General features: G+C 65.7%; 13 protein-coding genes and 1 pseudogene. 7 read left to right on the forward strand and 7 right to left on the reverse strand.

The annotated features are described in order from the left end of the window. Positions 1-116: 116 nt before the first annotated feature. Together HV786_RS20505 and HV786_RS20510 are read left to right on the forward strand one after the other, a co-directional pair. Entirely contained in the window at positions 117-467 is a 351-nt protein-coding gene (locus tag HV786_RS20505) for a VOC family protein (RefSeq protein WP_128827796.1), read from the forward strand. A gap of 24 nt (positions 468-491) precedes the next feature. Then, entirely contained in the window at positions 492-1,427 is a 936-nt protein-coding gene (locus HV786_RS20510; RefSeq protein WP_128827797.1) for a CysB family HTH-type transcriptional regulator, read from the forward strand. Between the two features lie 75 nt (positions 1,428-1,502). Here the strand turns inward: HV786_RS20510 and HV786_RS20515 are convergent, their stop codons facing one another. The 3 genes from HV786_RS20515 to HV786_RS20525 are packed head-to-tail and all read right to left on the reverse strand — an operon-like array spanning position 1,503 to position 7,032. Then, complete coding sequence (locus HV786_RS20515) at positions 1,503-3,119, reverse strand: ABC transporter substrate-binding protein (protein WP_128827798.1); 1,617 nt, start codon at positions 3,117-3,119, stop codon at positions 1,503-1,505. Positions 3,120-3,163: 44 nt separating this feature from the next. Continuing rightward, positions 3,164-4,882: a hydantoinase B/oxoprolinase family protein gene (locus tag HV786_RS20520; RefSeq protein ID WP_175211689.1), complete on the reverse strand. Its 1,719-nt coding sequence runs from the start codon at positions 4,880-4,882 to the stop codon at positions 3,164-3,166. Beyond that, a complete protein-coding gene (locus HV786_RS20525) occupies positions 4,879-7,032 on the reverse strand; it encodes a hydantoinase/oxoprolinase family protein (protein WP_175211691.1) in 2,154 nt (717 codons plus the stop codon). The genes HV786_RS20520 and HV786_RS20525 overlap by 4 nt, the downstream gene beginning before the upstream one ends. A 254-nt stretch (positions 7,033-7,286) precedes the next feature. On the opposite strand from HV786_RS20525, the gene HV786_RS20530 reads away from it, so the two are divergent. The 5 genes and pseudogenes from HV786_RS20530 (at position 7,287) to HV786_RS20550 (ending at position 12,727) form a co-directional block, all read left to right on the forward strand. Then, a complete protein-coding gene (locus HV786_RS20530; protein WP_175211693.1) occupies positions 7,287-9,557 on the forward strand; it encodes a rhodanese-like domain-containing protein in 2,271 nt (756 codons plus the stop codon). Positions 9,558-9,848: 291 nt separating this feature from the next. Further along, positions 9,849-10,064: a TOBE domain-containing protein gene (locus HV786_RS20535; RefSeq protein WP_056325532.1), complete on the forward strand. Its 216-nt coding sequence runs from the start codon at positions 9,849-9,851 to the stop codon at positions 10,062-10,064. Positions 10,065-10,409: 345 nt separating this feature from the next. Continuing rightward, a pseudogene (locus HV786_RS20540) lies at positions 10,410-10,586 on the forward strand (aspartate aminotransferase family protein); the annotation flags it as partial. Between the two features lie 153 nt (positions 10,587-10,739). Next, positions 10,740-11,501, forward strand: coding sequence for a class I SAM-dependent methyltransferase (locus HV786_RS20545; protein WP_128828867.1), 762 nt, complete (start codon positions 10,740-10,742; stop codon positions 11,499-11,501). A 242-nt stretch (positions 11,502-11,743) separates the two neighbouring features. Continuing rightward, positions 11,744-12,727 (forward strand): Bug family tripartite tricarboxylate transporter substrate binding protein, encoded by a 984-nt coding sequence (locus HV786_RS20550; protein ID WP_128828868.1) that lies wholly within the window; start codon positions 11,744-11,746, stop codon positions 12,725-12,727. A 27-nt stretch (positions 12,728-12,754) separates the two neighbouring features. Here the strand turns inward: HV786_RS20550 and HV786_RS20555 are convergent, their stop codons facing one another. Genes HV786_RS20555 through HV786_RS20570 form a run of 4 tightly spaced genes read right to left on the reverse strand, consistent with a single transcriptional unit; the run spans position 12,755 to position 16,477 of the window. After that, the gene (locus HV786_RS20555) at positions 12,755-14,086 is read right to left on the reverse strand and encodes an amidase (RefSeq protein WP_128828869.1); all 1,332 of its coding nucleotides are present in this window, start codon (positions 14,084-14,086) and stop codon (positions 12,755-12,757) included. Next, entirely contained in the window at positions 14,083-14,829 is a 747-nt protein-coding gene (locus HV786_RS20560) for an ABC transporter ATP-binding protein (RefSeq protein WP_128828870.1), read from the reverse strand. Before HV786_RS20560 ends, HV786_RS20555 begins: the two co-directional genes overlap by 4 nt. Then, a complete protein-coding gene (locus tag HV786_RS20565; protein ID WP_128828871.1) occupies positions 14,826-15,587 on the reverse strand; it encodes an ABC transporter ATP-binding protein in 762 nt (253 codons plus the stop codon). Before HV786_RS20565 ends, HV786_RS20560 begins: the two co-directional genes overlap by 4 nt. Continuing rightward, entirely contained in the window at positions 15,584-16,477 is an 894-nt protein-coding gene (locus HV786_RS20570) for a branched-chain amino acid ABC transporter permease (protein WP_128828872.1), read from the reverse strand. The genes HV786_RS20565 and HV786_RS20570 overlap by 4 nt, the downstream gene beginning before the upstream one ends. Positions 16,478-16,479: the final 2 nt, after the last annotated feature.

Raw genomic sequence — 16,479 nt, forward strand, 5'->3', positions numbered from 1 at the left:
TGCAAAGGCCGATTCATCCTTAAGTCTCGCGCTCATGTAGACCGGATTACATCCTCTTTGTTTTTCATTGGCCTGCGTGCCTATCATGTGCCTGGTTCATCAGCGGGAATCCAGGCATGTCCTTCATTTTGTCCATCGAATCCGTCCAACTTTCGTTTCTCGATCGGCAGGCCGGCGCGATCCGTGACTTCTATCGGCACATCCTCGGGCTGAACGAGGTGGCGGGCGAGAGCGGCGCACGTCTCACGTTCGCGCTGGGCAACGCGACCCTGTCGTTGTCGCCCGTGGCCAGCCTCGCGGCGGGCGTCAAGGCTGATTACCTTGCCCTGCGCACCGACGCCTTCGAGGCGGTACGCGACCGACTGCACGCGGCCGGCCATCACCCGGTGTGCTCGGCCGACAATGCGCCTGAGCGCGTGATGTACGTGAAGGATCCCAGCGGCAACCAGCTTGCCCTGCTGGGTTGAGACGAGCACCGACGGACGACCCCCATGAACTTTCAGCAACTGCGCTCCGTGCGCGAAGCGGTGCGCCGCGACTTCAACCTCACCGATGTGTCGGAGAGCCTGCATACCTCGCAGCCCGGCGTGAGCCGGCAGATCCGTGAACTCGAGGAAGAGGTGGGCGTCGACATCTTCGTGCGATCCGGCAAGCGCCTGATCGGCCTCACGCCGCCCGGCGAGCTGATCCTGCCGCTCGTCGAGCAGATCCTGCAGGCTGCCGACAACATCCGCCATGCTGGCGCGGAGTATGCCGGTGCGACGACGGGGGTGCTGTCCATCGCGGCGACACACTCGCAGGCGCGCTACGCGCTCCCGCCCGTCATCAAGGAATTCCGCGCGCGTTATCCGGAAGTGGTATTGCACCTGCACCAGGGCTCGCCCAAGCAGGTCTCCGAGATGCTGCTCGAAGGCGAGGCGGACATCGGTGTGGCCACGGAGGCGGTGGCCGATTACTCGGGCCTGGTGAACCTGCCTTGCTATCGCTGGACGCACAGCGTCATCGTGCCGCCGCACCACCCGCTGGCCGGCACCGTCGCGCCCACGCTATCGCAGCTCGCCGCCTATCCGATCATCACCTACGGACATGGCTACACGGGCCGCGCGCATATCGACGAGGCGTTCGCGCGCGCCGGCATTACGCCGGATATCGTCATGACGGCCATGGACGCCGACGTGATCAAGACCTACGTCGAGCTCGAAATGGGCGTGGGGATCGTGGCCTCGGTTGCGTGGGATGCGGAGCGCGATACACGCATCACGGCCATCGACGCGCGGCATCTTTTCGAGATCAACCTGACGCGGCTGGCCGTGCGCCGTGGCGCGTGGCTGCGCGGTTACGCCTATCACTTCATCGAGCTTTTTGTGCCCACGCTGACGCAGCCCATCGTCGAAGCGGCGCTGCGCGGCGAGGACATCGGCGAGTGACGACGCGCGCAACCCTGGCGCCGCCGAAGCGGCGGCACGCGCGTCCATCAGGCTAATCCCGTCGAGCCAATCTTCTTAGCGCCCGGCCGGCGGATCGAGATACACGTCCGCCAGATTCGACTCCACCCCGTCGGCGGTGAGCGAATGATCGTGAACGCGCTGGTTTGCGATCGTGATGAACTCCGGCTGATAAAGGTTCAGATCGGGCACTTCGCGAGCCACGATCTCCTGGAACTCCTTGAACAGCGCCACGCGCCGAGCTGGGTCGTTTTCCACTGCCGCAGCCTCAAGCAGGGCATCGACCTTCGGGTTGCTGTAATGCGTGCCGTTGGAGAAAGGCACACCCTTGATGAAGTTCTTTGACCAGTACAAGCGCTGCACGCCCACCGTCGGGTCGAACAGGTTGCTCGCGCCGTTTGTGGTGAACGCGAAGTCGCGGTCGGTGTAGACGCGCTTGATGAACGCCGAGGCGTCCTGGGCGCGCACGTTGACGGCGATACCCACGCGGCCAAGCGTGGTGCGCAGATAGTCCGCCAGCCGCGCACCGTCGGCGCCGATGGGATTGAAGTCGAGCGGGACGGAGAAGCGCACATTGTTTGCGCCGCGCGGGTAGCCTGCTTCGTCGAGCAGGGCGTTGGCGCGCTTCAGGTCGAAGGGATACGGTGTCGGGGCGGGGTCGTTGTAGGCCTTCAGTCCCGGGGCGATTGGCGAGTAGGCCACCTGCCCGACGCCATAGTTCACTACCTTCAGGATCACGTTGCGGTCGATGGCGTGCGCGATCGCCTGGCGCACCTTTTCGTTCTTGAAATAGGGGTTGTCGAGATTGAACTCGAGGCGCGTCACGTTGAACGAATAACTGTTGCCCTTGGTCTCGAAGCGCAGGCTGGGCACCTTGCGCAGGCGTTCCAGGTCGGCGAGCGGCACCGGTGTGCGGTAGCCAAGGTCGACCGTGCCGGTTTCAAAGGCGATTGCCGCAGCGGCCGGATCGGCGACCACGCGCACGATCAGGCGGTCCACGTAAGGCTTGGGCTTGTCCCAGTAGTCGGGGTTGCGCTCGTACACGATGTGGCTGCCGCGCACCCATTCCTTGAACTTGAATGGGCCCGTGCCGATCGGGGCCGCCGTCGCCGGGTTGGAGAGCGGGTCGGTTCCCTCGTAGATATGTCGGGGAACGATCGGCGTTTCGGTGGCCACGAAGGCGCGGATCAGATAGGGCGCCGGCTTGGACAGGCGCAGGACCACGGTGTGTTCGTCCGGCGTCTCGATCGCCGTGACGTTGGCGAAAGTGTTGCGTCCGCGCGGGTGGATCTTCTTGAGCAGGTTGAGCGAATAGGCGACGTCCGCCGAGGTGAACGGCTTGCCGTCGTGCCAGCGCACGCCCTGGCGCAGCGTGAACGTGTACACCGTGCCGTCGGGGCTGATCGTCCAGGCCGTGGCGAGCTGCGGTTGCGGCGTAAGGTCGTAGTCGTATTTGAGCAAGCCTTCCGTAACCTTGGCGCTGACGCTCAGGATGGGCGTGGCGACGTTGCCGACGGTCACGAGCGCGGTGGGTTCGGACGGCAGCAACAGGGTCAGGGTGCCGCCCTTGGGCTTGGCGGCGGCTTGGGCTGCGGCGTTGCTGGGCAACGCGAAGGGAGCGGCCAGCGCGGTGGCGAGGGCGGCGTGCAGAAGCGTACGGCGGGTCAGGGTCATGGCAATGGCTTGTGATTGAGTAGGAAAGAGGTGCCGGCAGGGTTTCAGGAGGCGCGATAGCGGTCGCGCGATTGTTCTGGGCTCACCAGGCCTAGCCGCAGGTCTTCCCGCAGCAGCGCGGGCGCGCGGTCGGCCGGATCGCCCAGGCCGCCGCCGCCCGGGGTGTGGACCACCAGGGTCTCGCCGGCAGGGATGAGCTGGCGTCCTTTGGCCCGCAGGACCGCGCCCGAGGCAAGGCCGAGGTGGCCGGGCGCGCCGTCTTGGCCGCCCAGCGCGCCGCGTGCGGGATGCACGACGCGGTCGAAGGCCGCGGCGATGATCATGCCCGCCTGCGGATCGGCGTGGCGCACGGCGATGGTCTGTCCCAGCCCGCCTCGCAACGCGCCCGGACCGCCCGAGTCGGCGCGGTACTCCTTGCGCTCAAACACCAGCGGATTGGCGGCCTCAAGGATTTCGACCGAGACGTTGCGCACGCCGCTCGGGTAGGACGTGACGGACAGTCCGTCCTTGCCCGGGCGGGCGCCGGTGCCGCCTGTCGAGAAACTCACGGCATTGAAGCGCTGGCCCCGGATGAGCGCCTCGTTCTGCTCGGCGCTGGCGCCCGCGAGCGGTTCACCGCCCACCAGGTGCAAGTTCCACAGCGACGAGCTGCCTTCCGCGGGCACCTGATCGGGCCGCGCCTGGCGCAGCGCGCCAAACACCACGTCGGGCAGCATCTGCCCGATGATGTGGCGTGCCGTTACGGCGGCGGGGAAGCGGGCATTGAGAATGGAGCCTTCGGGCGCGCTCACCTGCACCACGGACAGCGAGCCTGCATTGTTTGGCACGTCGGCGCCGATCAGGCAGCGGATGCCAAAGGAGGTGTAGGCGTCGGTGTAGGCCTTCACCACGTTGATGCCGCGCGCGACCTGGCCGGACGTGCCGTCGAAGTCAACCAGGATGCGCTCGGGCTCGACCGTGACGCGCGCGGCGAGCTCGATGGGCGCGTCATAGCCGTCGATGGTGAGCCGGTTTGTCCAGCTACCCTGCGGCCAGGCGGCGATTGCATGCAGCATCGCGAGACGCGATTGCTCGATGATCGTGTTGCCCAGCGCGTCGAGATCGTCGAGTTCGAACTCGCGCAGCAGGTCCTTCAAGCGGCGGCCGCCGACCTCGTTGCACGCCACCAGCGCATACAGGTCGCCCTCGACCTGCTCGGGCTCGCGCACGTTGGCACGAATGATGGCGAACACGCCGGGATCGGCCTGGTGCGCGTGGAAGAGCTTCACGATCGGCAGGAACAGACCCTCGTGATAGACCTCCAGGCCATCGGCGCTGCTGCCGATTCCGCCGATGTCGATCACGTGCAGCGTCGACGCGAAGAGCGCCACCAGGCGGCCCGCATGGAAGACGGGCGAGACCATGGTCATGTCGAACAGATGGCCGGTGCCTTTCCAGGGATCGTTGGTGAGCAGCACGTCGCCATCGCGCAGCGTGTCGGCGGGAAAGACGCGAAGGAAATGCTTCACCGATTCCGCCATGGCGTTGACGTGGCCGGGCGTGCCGGTCACGGCTTGCGCGATCATGCGGCCGTCGGGGAGAAACACGCCCGCGGACAGGTCGCCGGCCTCGCGCGTGGCCGTGCCGAAGGCCGAGCGGATCAATACCTGCGCCTGTTCCTCGACGACCGAGAGGAGGCGGTTCCAGGCGAGCTGGTGGCGGATGCGTGCACGCGCGGCGGTGGCGCGCGCCTGCGCGCTGGCGGGGGAAGAGGTCGACGTCATGCCGTGGTCTCCAGGAGCGGGGAAGGCGTGGCGGGAACGCGTTGCTGATCGTGCAGCACCAGCGAACCCTGCGGGCTGCGATGGGCCACGAAGCCATCGGGAACGTGGGTGGTGGTCTCGTCCTCGACGACGAGGGCCGGGCCGCGCACCAACTGGTCGGCCGCCAGGGCGCCGCGCTCGTAGACCGGCACGTCGCGCCAGCTTGCGGTAGCGAGGTCATAAAGCGAGCGCTGCCCGGCTGGGGTGGCCGGTTGGGGCCCGGCCGCGTCGATCACGTCCGCGGTGATGTCGCGGCGGGCGCCGGCCTGCGCGGCGACCGACCAGCTCACCGTCTCGGCGGGCACGTGCGGCAGGCTGCGGCCGTAGATCTGCGCGTAACGCAGCGCGAACTGTTCTCCCAGCGCCTGCGCGGCGGCCGCGTCGAAGGGGCCGGGCGCAAGATCGATCGCGATCTCATGCCCCTGGCCGGCATAGCGCATATAGACCTGGCGCTTGATCGAGATCGGCTCGTCCGGCGCGGCACGCTTCACCACGGCCTGGACCTGCGCGGTGAGATCCTCGAGCAGACCGGTGGCCAGCGCCAGGTCGATGCGATCCAGCCGCTGATGCAGGCTGCGCACGGCCTGGTAGGCGATGGGCGCCCACAGGAAACCCACCGCCGAACCCACGCCGGCCGATTGGGGGACGATGACCGTGCCGATGCCCAGCTTGCGCGCGAGCAGCGCTGCGTGTAGCGGCGCGGCGCCGCCGAACGCGATCAGGGTGTGTTCGTCTGCCGTCTTGCCCAGCTCGGAGGCGTGCACGCGGGCGGCATTGGCCATGTTCTCGGTCACGACCTCAAGCACGGCCTGAGCCGCCTCCGGATCGGTGAGCTGGGCCGGGCTGGCAAGATGGGCCTGCACGGCGAGCCGCGCGAGCGCGGGATCGAGCGAAACCTTGCCTACGGCGAAGCGCTCCGGCGTGATGGTGCCGAGTACCGCGTGGGCGTCGGTCACGGTGGCATGCTGGCCGCCCAGCCCGTAGGCCGCGGGCCCGGGCGTCGAGCCCGCGCTGTCGGGCCCGACCTGGATTACGCCCAGGTGATTGACCCGGGCGATCGAGCCGCCGCCCGCGCCGATCTCGATCATCTCGATGACGGGAATGCGGATGGGCAGGCCCGAGCCCTTGAGGTGGCGATGCACGCGGCCGAACTCGAAGCTGCGGCTGATCTGCGGCTGGTAGTCGTCGATGTAGCAGATCTTGGCGGTGGTTCCGCCCATGTCGAACGAGAGCGCGCGTGCCGCGCCGACCTGCTCGGCGATGTGCTGGGCCAGGATGGCGCCGCCCGCGGGCCCCGACTCCACGAGCCGCACGGGCTCGTCCACGCCGGTTTGCAGCGTGGCGATGGCGCCGCCCGAGGTCATCAGGAACGGCTCGGCCCGCAGCCCGCGTTCACGCGCGGCCGCTTCGAAGCGGCGCAGATAACCCGACACCTGGGGCTGCACGTAGGCGTTCGCGCATACCGTGGACAGGCGCGGATATTCGCGGATCTCGGCGCACACGTCGGAAGACAAGGAGATCCAGAGCGCGGGCAGCTCGGCGCGGAGCAGGTCGCGGATGCGGCGCTCGTGCGCGGGATGCGCGTAGCTGTGCAGCAGGCACACCGCGACGCTCTCGATACGGTCCTCGCGCAGGCGGTCCGCCAGCGCGCGCACACCGTCCTCGTCGAGCGGCGTGAGCACGCGGCCCTGGGCGTCGACCCGTTCGGTGACGCCGTGGCGCCAGTCGCGCGGCACGAGCGGTTGCGGCTTGTCCAGGAAGATATCGTATTGGGCGTAGCGGTCCTCCAGGCCGATCTCGACCAGATCGCGGAAACCGGCGGTGGTGACGAGGGCCGTGCGCGCGCCCTTGCGCTCGATGAGCGCATTGGTGGCGAGCGTGGTGCCCAGCACCAGGCGATCCACGTCCGGCCAGCTCAGTTGCGCTGCGATCAGCAGTTCGTCGATGCCGGCCAGGACGGCCTGTTCGGGCGCGGCAGGCGTCGTGAGCAGCTTGGCCGAGCGCCGCGTCTCGCCCTGCTCGAGGACGATGTCGGTGAATGTGCCGCCGACGTCGACGGCTACCCTGACGGTGGCGCGCCGCGCGGCGGGCGTTTGAGGTGTTGCGGGCATGGGGACAATCCTGTTCGTGGTCTGGGAGACGCCGCGCGCCTCGGACGCGACGATGGAGAAGGCCACGATGGTAGGGAGCGGGGTCCGTGCGGGGAAGGTCGTTTTTCGTATGTCCTTATGCGTCGCAGCGGGGCTTGCAGGGCGCATATGGATAGTCGGATTTCTGCGTTGCGCCGCCCGCGGAGGGCGCCGTAGTCTGGCTGGCATCCGGCTCGCGGCGATTGCCCGGGCCTCGTACCGAACCCGGAACCGCCATGACGCAACTGCCGCCTACCGCCGACCTTTCCCTCCAGACCCAGCGTACGCAAGCCGTCGCCGCGTTCATCCGCGATGTGCGAGCCATCCTGCCCGATCCGCGACGCGCCACGCCGGCGCAGCTGGAGTCGGCGGCGGGCCTGCTGCGCGCCCTGGCCACGCGCACCGAGCTGTTCGATGCGGAAACCTTCGCATTGCATCCGGAGCGGCCGGCCACGATCTATCGCCTGGCCGAGGACGTGGACGGCGCCTATGCGCTATACCTCTCGCTCGGCGAAGCCGGCAAGGCGCAGCCGCCGCACGACCATACGACGTGGGCAATCATCGCCGGCGTGCGCGGTGAGGAGCGCAACGAGGTGTATGCGCGCAGCCGAAGCTCGGACCCCTTGCGCGACACGCTCACGCACGTGCGCCGCGTTGACGTCGCGCAGGGCTCGTCCATCGTGCTGCAGCCCGACGACGTTCACACCATCGAACTCATCGGCGCGTCGTCCGGCGCGCATCTGCACTTCTACGGTCTGGCCCTGGACCGGCTGGCCGGACGTGTGGTGTTCGAAAGCACGGCCGGGGGCACGTACCGGACCTTCGGTCCGCCCGCGGCGATTCTCCATGCGCGTGTGGCGCCGGCAGAACTGGAGCGTGCCCTGCGCGGCCCCTCCGAAATCGCGCTGCTCGACGTGCGCGAGGCGGGCCGATACGCCGAACGCCATCTCCTCGAGGCGGCCAACGCGCCGCTCTGGCGCATTGAGCAACGCATCGACCGTCTCGTGCCGCGCCGCTCGACCCGCATCGTGCTGGTCGATGAGGATGAGTCGCTCGCTCACGAAGCCGCCGGCAAGCTGGTGCGGCTGGGCTACGCCGATGTGGCCGTGCTGGCTGGCGGCACGCGCGCCTGGGAGGCGTCGGGTCGCGAGGTCTTCTGGGGCACCAATGTGCCCAGCAAGGCATTTGGCGAAGTGATCGAGCATGAAAAGCACACGCCATGGATCGACGTTGATGAGCTGTCCGCCCGCGTGGCGGCCGGCGAGGACATCGTCGTGGTCGACAGCCGCACCACGGAGGAATTCCACAACTTCACGCTGCCGTTCTCGCATAGCCTGCCCGGTGCGGAGCTGGTCTACCGCATCGGCGAACTCGCGCCCAATCCCGACACGTTCGTGGTGGTGAATTGCGCGGGACGCACCCGCTCGATCGTGGGCGCGCAGACGTTGATTGACGCGGGCATCCCGAACAAGGTGGCGTCGCTGCGCAATGGCACGATGGAATGGCTGCTGTCGGGGCGCGAGCTGGCCTATGGCCGCCATGCGGCATTACCCGAGCCTGGGCCACAGACCCTGGCCCATGCGCGCGAGCGCGCGCGGGCCGTGGCCGCAGCGGCGGGCGTGGAGCACATCGACGCCGCGCGGCTCGCCAGGTTCGAGGCCGATGCCGCCGCTGGCGAGCGCAGCCTCTATCGCTTCGACGTGCGCACGCGCGAGGAGTACGAAGCCGGCCATCTTCCCGGCTGGCGCTGGGCTCCGGGCGGGCAACTGGTGCAGGCCACCGACGAATATGTCGGCACCCGGCGCGCGCGCGTGGTGCTGGCCGATCACGACGGGGTGCGCGCACTGACCACCGCGGCCTGGCTTCGCCAGTTGGGCGTCCTCGAGGTGTACCTGTATGCCACGCCGCTGGCGCCGCACGCCGGCGAGCCTGGCGAACCGGTGCTCCCGGTCATTCTGGAGAGCGGGCCGGAGCGCGTGCGCGTGATGCGCCATCGCGATCCCGCGCCGGTGGTCCGCGCCGCCGTGCTCGAAGGCTGGCTGGCCGAGCGCGGCCCCACGCGAGTGTACGACGTGGATCGCCGCCAGGCTTATGTGCGCCGCCACATCCCGGGCGCGCGCTTCGCCGCGCCGGACCGGCTGCCGGCGCTCGTTGCCGAGGATGGCGCGAACGCGGCGCGCGTGGTCATCGTGTCGGAGGACGGCGTGCTCGCGCAGACCGTGGCCGCCGAACTGCAATGGCGGCTTCGCCGTGAGACACAGGCGCCTGAGGTTTACGCACTGCAGGGCGGCACTGGGGCCTGGCAGGCGGCCGGGCTGCCACTGGAGCGCGGGGACGAAGGTGTGCTGACGGGCGACGACGACCAGGACATCAGCCCGTACCTCCTGGACGATCTGGCGGCGCGCGACGCCGGGTTTCGTGCCTATCTCGACTGGGAACTGCAACTCGTGGCGCAGCTCGAACGCGCCGCCGCGCAGGATTTCCGCCTCATCGGGGTCGACCGATGAGTGGCGCGGGCGGCCAGGGCGGCGTGCGCGCCGCGTGGGCTGGACTGCGGCGCCGGCTGCGGCGCATCTGCCGGCGGGAGTGGGTGAAATGGGCACGGCAGCCGGTGTCGTGCTGGGTAGCCGCGCCGTTTGCTGTCGGACCCGCCCCAGCCTTCCCGCGCGGTGACCGGCCGCGCTCGGCCACGGATATGTGCAACGCGCTGATTGTCAGGGACGCCGCGCCAGCGCGCTGTCCTGCCCGCGGCGCCGCCTGAGCGGCGTCGTATTACCTATCTCATACTGGAGTCATGCATGGCCATTCAATCCATCAACGCCCGCAATCAGTTCCGCGGCAAGATCCGCGAAATCGTATTGGGATCCGTGGTGTCGGAAGTCGACATCGACACACCCGCGGGCATCGTGACCTCGGTCATTACGACGCGCTCGGTCAAGGAACTGGATCTGCAGGTCGGCACCGAAGTGCTCGCCTTTGTAAAGGCCACGGAGGTGTCCGTGGCCAAGCTCTGAAACGCCCACCGGGCTTGAGGGGACGAACGGGCTGGTGGTTGCATGCGCAACGGCCAGCCCGTTCCTCCTTATATGGTGCGTTTACCAGCCACGGCGCCAGATCGCCAAGCACCTCGATCAGCGTCGAGCGGCCCGCGCCGCAAATAATCCTGTCTGACTGTTGGAAAGGAGCAGGGCGGCAGAGCTCATGCACTCTAAGTTTCCAGCGTACTTTCAAGTTAAACGGACCGCTGGGAAAAAAATCTCATCTTGAATGAACCAAGCGCTTCAATCTCGCTGAAGCAAGAAGTTCTAACTCATTGATTTTTAGTGGGTCGCGTTTCCAGTGTCACTGAACTTCGACATTCAGGCTGCGAAGGCAGCTACATGTACAACGAATCGTGCACGCCATATCTGGATCTGCAAATGCGGTATTCGGCCGTCAACTTTGGCTATCGAAACGCCCGCCCGGAAGACACCATGCGGCGCCAATTCGATACGTTGCCGCAAATTGCCAGCCAGTACCTGCACCCGACCAAAATTTGCTGTTTTCTCGAGGCGATCATACGAAAATTGTATGGCATCGCGCAGCCCGACTTTAGTTTCCGCCGTTGCGCCCCAAGTTCTTTAACGTGAATGAACATCGACATCTCGCTGGTAAGGTAGGCGTGCCTGCTTTGGCACGGAAGGATAAACATGCAGAACACGTACGGAAAACTCGCTTCCTGGATCTATCATCTGGATAAACCCATCGGTCATTCCTTCGGGGATCTGGAATTCTATCGGCAGCGTCTGACTGGGTGTGATGGCCCCATCTTGGAACCCGCAGTTGGCAATGGCCGGATCCTGATACCGCTGCTTGAAATGGGGTTCGCTATAGAAGGTTTCGACGCGTCGCAAGACATGCTCCAGCACTGCAGGCAGGAGTGCCGGAAACGAGACCTTGCCGCCACGCTGACATGTCAGACGTTCGAGCAGTTCAGCTACGACCGGCGCTTCGCGGCGATCATCATGCCGGCCGGATCATTCCAATTGATTACCGAGACCGCCTCGGCGGTGGCTGTACTTAAGCGGTTTTGGGAACATCTGCAGCCCGGTGGAAGGCTGATCTTGGACATCGATCCCATCGAAAGCGTCATCTCAGAAGCGATGCCCGCGCGCAGGTGGCCAGTCGAAGGCGGCGATCTTCTCACGATGACCAGTCATCGAGCCGAGATTGATTACGTCAAGCAGACAACGCTTTCCCATCTGCACTACGAACACTGGCGAGATGGGGCATTGCTGGTGTCTGAGCTTGATCTATTCCATCTGCGTTGGTGGGGGGTTGACGAATTGACCTTTGCATTGCGGGAAGCGGGTTTTGCAGACGTGGTGGTGTCAGGCGACTACCAGCACGGACGCCAACCCCGCCAGGGCGATCAGATCATCAGCTTCGAAGCAAATCGTCCGACCATTTGAACATGTGACCCAACACTGAGGATGAGGCAGAGGATCCCGGCGTCGCGCCAACGGACGGCGGCGGCTCGGATATCGGGTCGGCAAGGTAGGGTTATCCGGGATTCTTTATGCTTAAACTTTTGTGAAGAATGAGCGGCAAATGCAGGGCCGCCGCGATGGTGCATCGAGGCGGCTGACCGCGGTGCGGCATGTGACGCGCCGTGCGCGGTTTTGCGGGGTGGCCCCCCAACAAGGAGAATTGCATGCTGCTGCGTAGACGTTGTCTGGCCGTGATGATGCTGGCGTTGGCGGGTTGGGCGACGGGCAGCCATGCACAAACACCGTCTGCGGCGTGGCCCACCAAGCCCGTGCGTCTGGTCGTGGGGCTGGCGCCCGGCGGGCTGGTCGACGTGCTGGCCCGCACCGTGCAGCCGCACTTGGCCGAGGCCTTGAAGCAGACCGTCATCGTGGAAAATCGTGGCGGTGCGGGCGGCAACCTGGCGGGAGCCGAAGTGGTCCGCAACGGCCGCGACAACCATACCTTCCTGCTCAATCCGTCGACGACGGAATCGGTCAACCCGCTGATGTTCGCCAACATGCCGTTCGACCCGCAGCGGGACTTGCGGCCGGTTGCCCTGCTGGCCAACAGCCAGTTGTTCCTGTTTGTCCGGGCTTCGCTTGGCGTCAATACGCTCGAAGAGTTCGTGGAATACGCGCGCAAGCGGTCCGATCCGCTGAATTACGGTTCGGCCGGCAATGGCACGACACCGCATCTGGCCGGCGAGCTGCTCAAGCAGGCGACTGGCATGCAGGCCACCCATGCACCGTATCGCGGCGTGGCGCCGGCGATACAGGACCTGGCCGCGGGCCAGATCGACTTCGCGTTTGGACCCGCCACGGTATTTCCCATGGTGCAGGCGGGCAAATTGAAGGTGCTGGCGGTGGCAAGCCGGCAACGCGCGGCCGTGGCGCCCGACATCCGGACCTTTACCGAGGCCGGCATTGACGGTGTGTTCGCGGACAGCCTGTTCGGCGTGTATGCGGCCGCGGGCACTCGCGATGATGTGGTCGATCGCATGAATGCCGAAATCAACAAAGTGCTGGCGCGGCCGGAGATCAAGGCGCGCTTCCTGGATGCGGGCGCGGAGGCGATTCCGCTGAGCGTGGCCGATTACGCCACGCGCGTGCAGGACGAAAAGAAGCTGTTCGCGCCGTTGGTGAAATCGTTGGGGCTGAAGGAGCAGTAGATAAAACAGCGACAGCAGCCCCGCCTGCTACGTTTCCCCGGCCCGGTTTCCGAGAATGGATTCCACGCGGCGCGCATGCTGCAGCAGTTTGGGATCCTCCTTCTGGAATCCCACGAGCTGCACGGCAAGGGGCAATCCTTCCGGGCTGCGTCCGACCGGCAGTGAAATCGAGGGGTTGTGCAGCAATGACCACGCGCGGATGAACACCGAGCTGCCCGTGCTTTCGGCGGGCGTGGCCACGCCCAACGTGGCAGGCATGATAATGGCGTCCACGTCGCGGGCAATGTCATAGAACGCCCGCCGGCATTTGTCCGCTGCGTCCAGTGCGGATGCATAGTCGGCGTCGGTGTAAGTGTCGCCCAGGGCCAGGTAGGCAAGCAGCTCAGGGTCGCATAATGCGGCGTGATCGCGGCGGATATGCGCGTATTCGCGCGCCAGGTCATAGGCCATGATGACATCCTGAATGTCGCCGATGTCTTCATAGGCCGCAGGCATGGACAAGACCTGCAACGAAACGCCTGCGGCCGTCAGGCGGCTCAGGCAGTCCTCGAAGACGGCTTGCGCTGCGGGTTCGGCTTCGGGCCAGGCGCGGGGGCGCCACACGCCAAGGCGCAGCGCGTTTCCGCTTTCCAGCGACGGTGCAAAACGCGGATCGCCCACGAACGCATGCATGAAGAGCTGCGCATCTTCCACGGACCTGCAAAGCGGACCAATCACATCGAGCGGCCGCGAATAACTTCTGATGCCGACATACGGGATGGCGTCAAGGGTGGGCTTGAATCCGACGGCGCCGCAGAAGGATGCGGGTCGCAAGATGGAGCCGGCGGTCTGGGTGCCGATGGACAACGGGGCCATGAAGTCTGCCACGGCCGCGCCCGAACCCGCAGAGGAGGCAGCCGGGCTACGGGTCAGGTCATGGGGGTTGCGGCACGGACCGGGCAGCATGATCGCGTGGCGTGACACGGTGTTCTTGCCCAGCAGCACGAACCCTTGTTCGCGCGCGCGCGTCACCACCGGCGCGTCCTGCTTAGGTTGACGCCCAGTGAAGATCTCGGGTTCGCCCAGTTCGGTGGGCATGTCCGCGGTGTCGATGGTGTCTTTAATGCCGATCGGCGCACCCTCGTAGCGAGAGCGGCGGCCGCGCCGGTCGATGGCGCGCGCTTGCGCCAACGCGGCTTCGCCCGCCACGTGCACCCACGCCTTGACTTCCTGGTTGCGCTGCGCAATTCGTTCCAGGCAAGCCTGCGCCCAGGCTTCGGCGCTGAGCGTGCCCTTGTCCAGGGCGCGCAGCCCCTCTGCCAGGGTGAGATGGGCGCGCTCCGAGGGGGCAGGGCGTCCGGGCGCCTTGGTTGCGGTCATACGGGTTCTCCTTGGGAGTCGTGACGGTGCCCGATGTAGAGTTCCGCCATTTCTTCATTTGCGAGCAGGTTGGGGCCGGTATCGGTCAGGACAATGCGGCCGGAATCCAGGATGTAGCCGCGGTCACTGAAAGCCAGCGCCTGGCGGGCCCGCTGTTCGACCATCAGCACGGCGATATCCAACTGGGGCAGGCGTTGCACTTCCTCGAACACCTGGGAAGTCAATGCGGGCGACAATGCCGCGGACGGCTCGTCGAGCAGCACCATGCGAGGGGAAGGCATCAACGCGCGAGCAAACGCCAATTGCTGGCGTTCGCCGCCGGAAAGATTTGCGGCGTGGGTGCGGCGCCGCTGCGCCAACGCTGGGAAGAGTTCAAACATTTCCTCAGTGCGTCGACGGGCATCGCTTACGTGTTCGACGACCTGGAGGTTCTCCAGCACGGTCAGCTCGCCGAACACGTTCTGCACTTGCGGAACATAAGAGATGCCCAGGCGCACGCGATCTTCCACGGCGGACCGGCGCAGGTCGTTCCCGTCGAAGGTGATCGATCCCGACAGCCGCGGCAGCAGGCCCATTACGGCTTTGATGACCGTGGACTTTCCAGCCCCGTTCGTGCCAGCGATCGTGACGATCTCGCGCGGCTTCACGTGGAGGTCGATGCCACTGACGATATCGACGTCTCCATAGCCTGCGGCCATGTTTTCTATGGTCAGGATCGGTGCGGCGTCATTGGTTACGTTCATATCACACCCCCCATGTAAGCCTCGCGAACCGCATCCTGGGAGAGCACGTCCCGAGGCTTGCCCTCTGCAATGACCTTGCCGCGGTCCATCACATACATGCGCGGCACGATGCGCGAAAGTTCTTCGAGGTTGTGCTCGATAATCAGCACGCTCATGCCGCGTTGGTTCAACGCCACGATGCGTTCTGACAACTCGCCGATCAACACCGGATTGACGCCAGCGAAAGGCTCGTCAAGCATGATGCAGCGGGGCTCCAGCATGAGCAGCCGTCCCAGCTCCAGCAGCTTCTTTTGTCCGCCGGAAAGTTTTCCCGCCTGGGTATCCGCGACCCGCGATAGATTGAGAAATTGCAGCAAGTCGCGGGCACGATCGGCCACCTGTTCCTCTTCTCTTTGCACTTTCCCCGGATTGAAGAAGATGGACAGCAACTTCTCGCCCTGCGCGTCTGGTGCAGCCGCCATCATGTTGGCCATGACGGTGAGCTGCGAGAATTCCCGCGGCACCTGGAATGTGCGCGCCAGGCCTTGGCGCACGCGGGTGTGCACGGCCATGTGAGATATGTCGCGGCCGTCGAACTGAACGACGCCTGCCCGGCTGGGCACATACCCCGTGATCACCGAGAAGAGCGTGCTCTTTCCCGCGCCATTCGTGCCGATCAGGCCCAGAAGTTCGCCCTGGTTCAGGTCCAGGCTGACATTGTCCAAGGCGAGCATTCCGCCGAACCCGGCGCTAACGTTTCTTACAGTCAAAAGGCTCATGTCGACTTCCCCGCCTTTGTTCCCAAGATCCCTTGCGGCCGATACAGCACGATAAGAATCAACGCCATGCCGATGACCCAAATTCGCACACTGGCCATCTGCACTTCGGAGATTCCGCCCACGAAGTCTCGGACGAAGCGAGACCCTTCGAGAAAGCCGACCATGATGACGGTGCCCAAGGCGACCCCCAGCAGGCGGTTGGCGCCTCCGACAAAAATGGCGATCCAGATATAGAACGTAATGAGCGGAACGAACTGCTCGGGGCTCAGGAACGTGAGGTAGTGCGCTTGAAATGCGCCCGCCAGGCCGGCCAGGCCCGCGCCCAGCATGAGCGAACGGGTCTTGAAGCGAGCCGGGTCTTTGCCCAGCGCCCTTACCGCGACTTCGTTGTCGCGAACCGCTTCAATGACCCGCCCGAACGGGCTTTTGACGACGCGCGTGACCAACCAGAACACCGCCCCGTTGACGACGAGCAAGGTCAACATGATGGCCAGATCAATCTGGGCGGCGGGGATCCAACCCTCATACATACGGGGTATGCCCGGCAGACCGTGCATGCCTCGAGTCAGCCATTCCTCGCTCTGGAGCATCATCCGGACGGACTCCGAGAAGCCAAGCGTCACGATGGCCAGATAATCGCTTCCCAGCCGTAAGGCGACGATCCCCAGCGGCCAAGCCGCCAGTGCGGTGAGCAGCGTTGCGCCCACCATCGCCAAGGGGATGGGTACGCCCTGAAGCGCGAGCAGCGCAGAGGTGTAGGAACCGATGGCAAAGAAGCCGACATGCCCGAAGTTGACCAGGCCGGTAAAGCCATAGTGCAGCGACAGACCCAGAGCCATCAGCATGTAGATAAGAATGCCGATGGAGATTGCAATCAAATAGGATTCCATCT

It is taken from the genome of Achromobacter mucicolens (assembly GCF_902859725.1).
GTDB lineage: Bacteria > Pseudomonadota > Gammaproteobacteria > Burkholderiales > Burkholderiaceae_B > Achromobacter > Achromobacter mucicolens.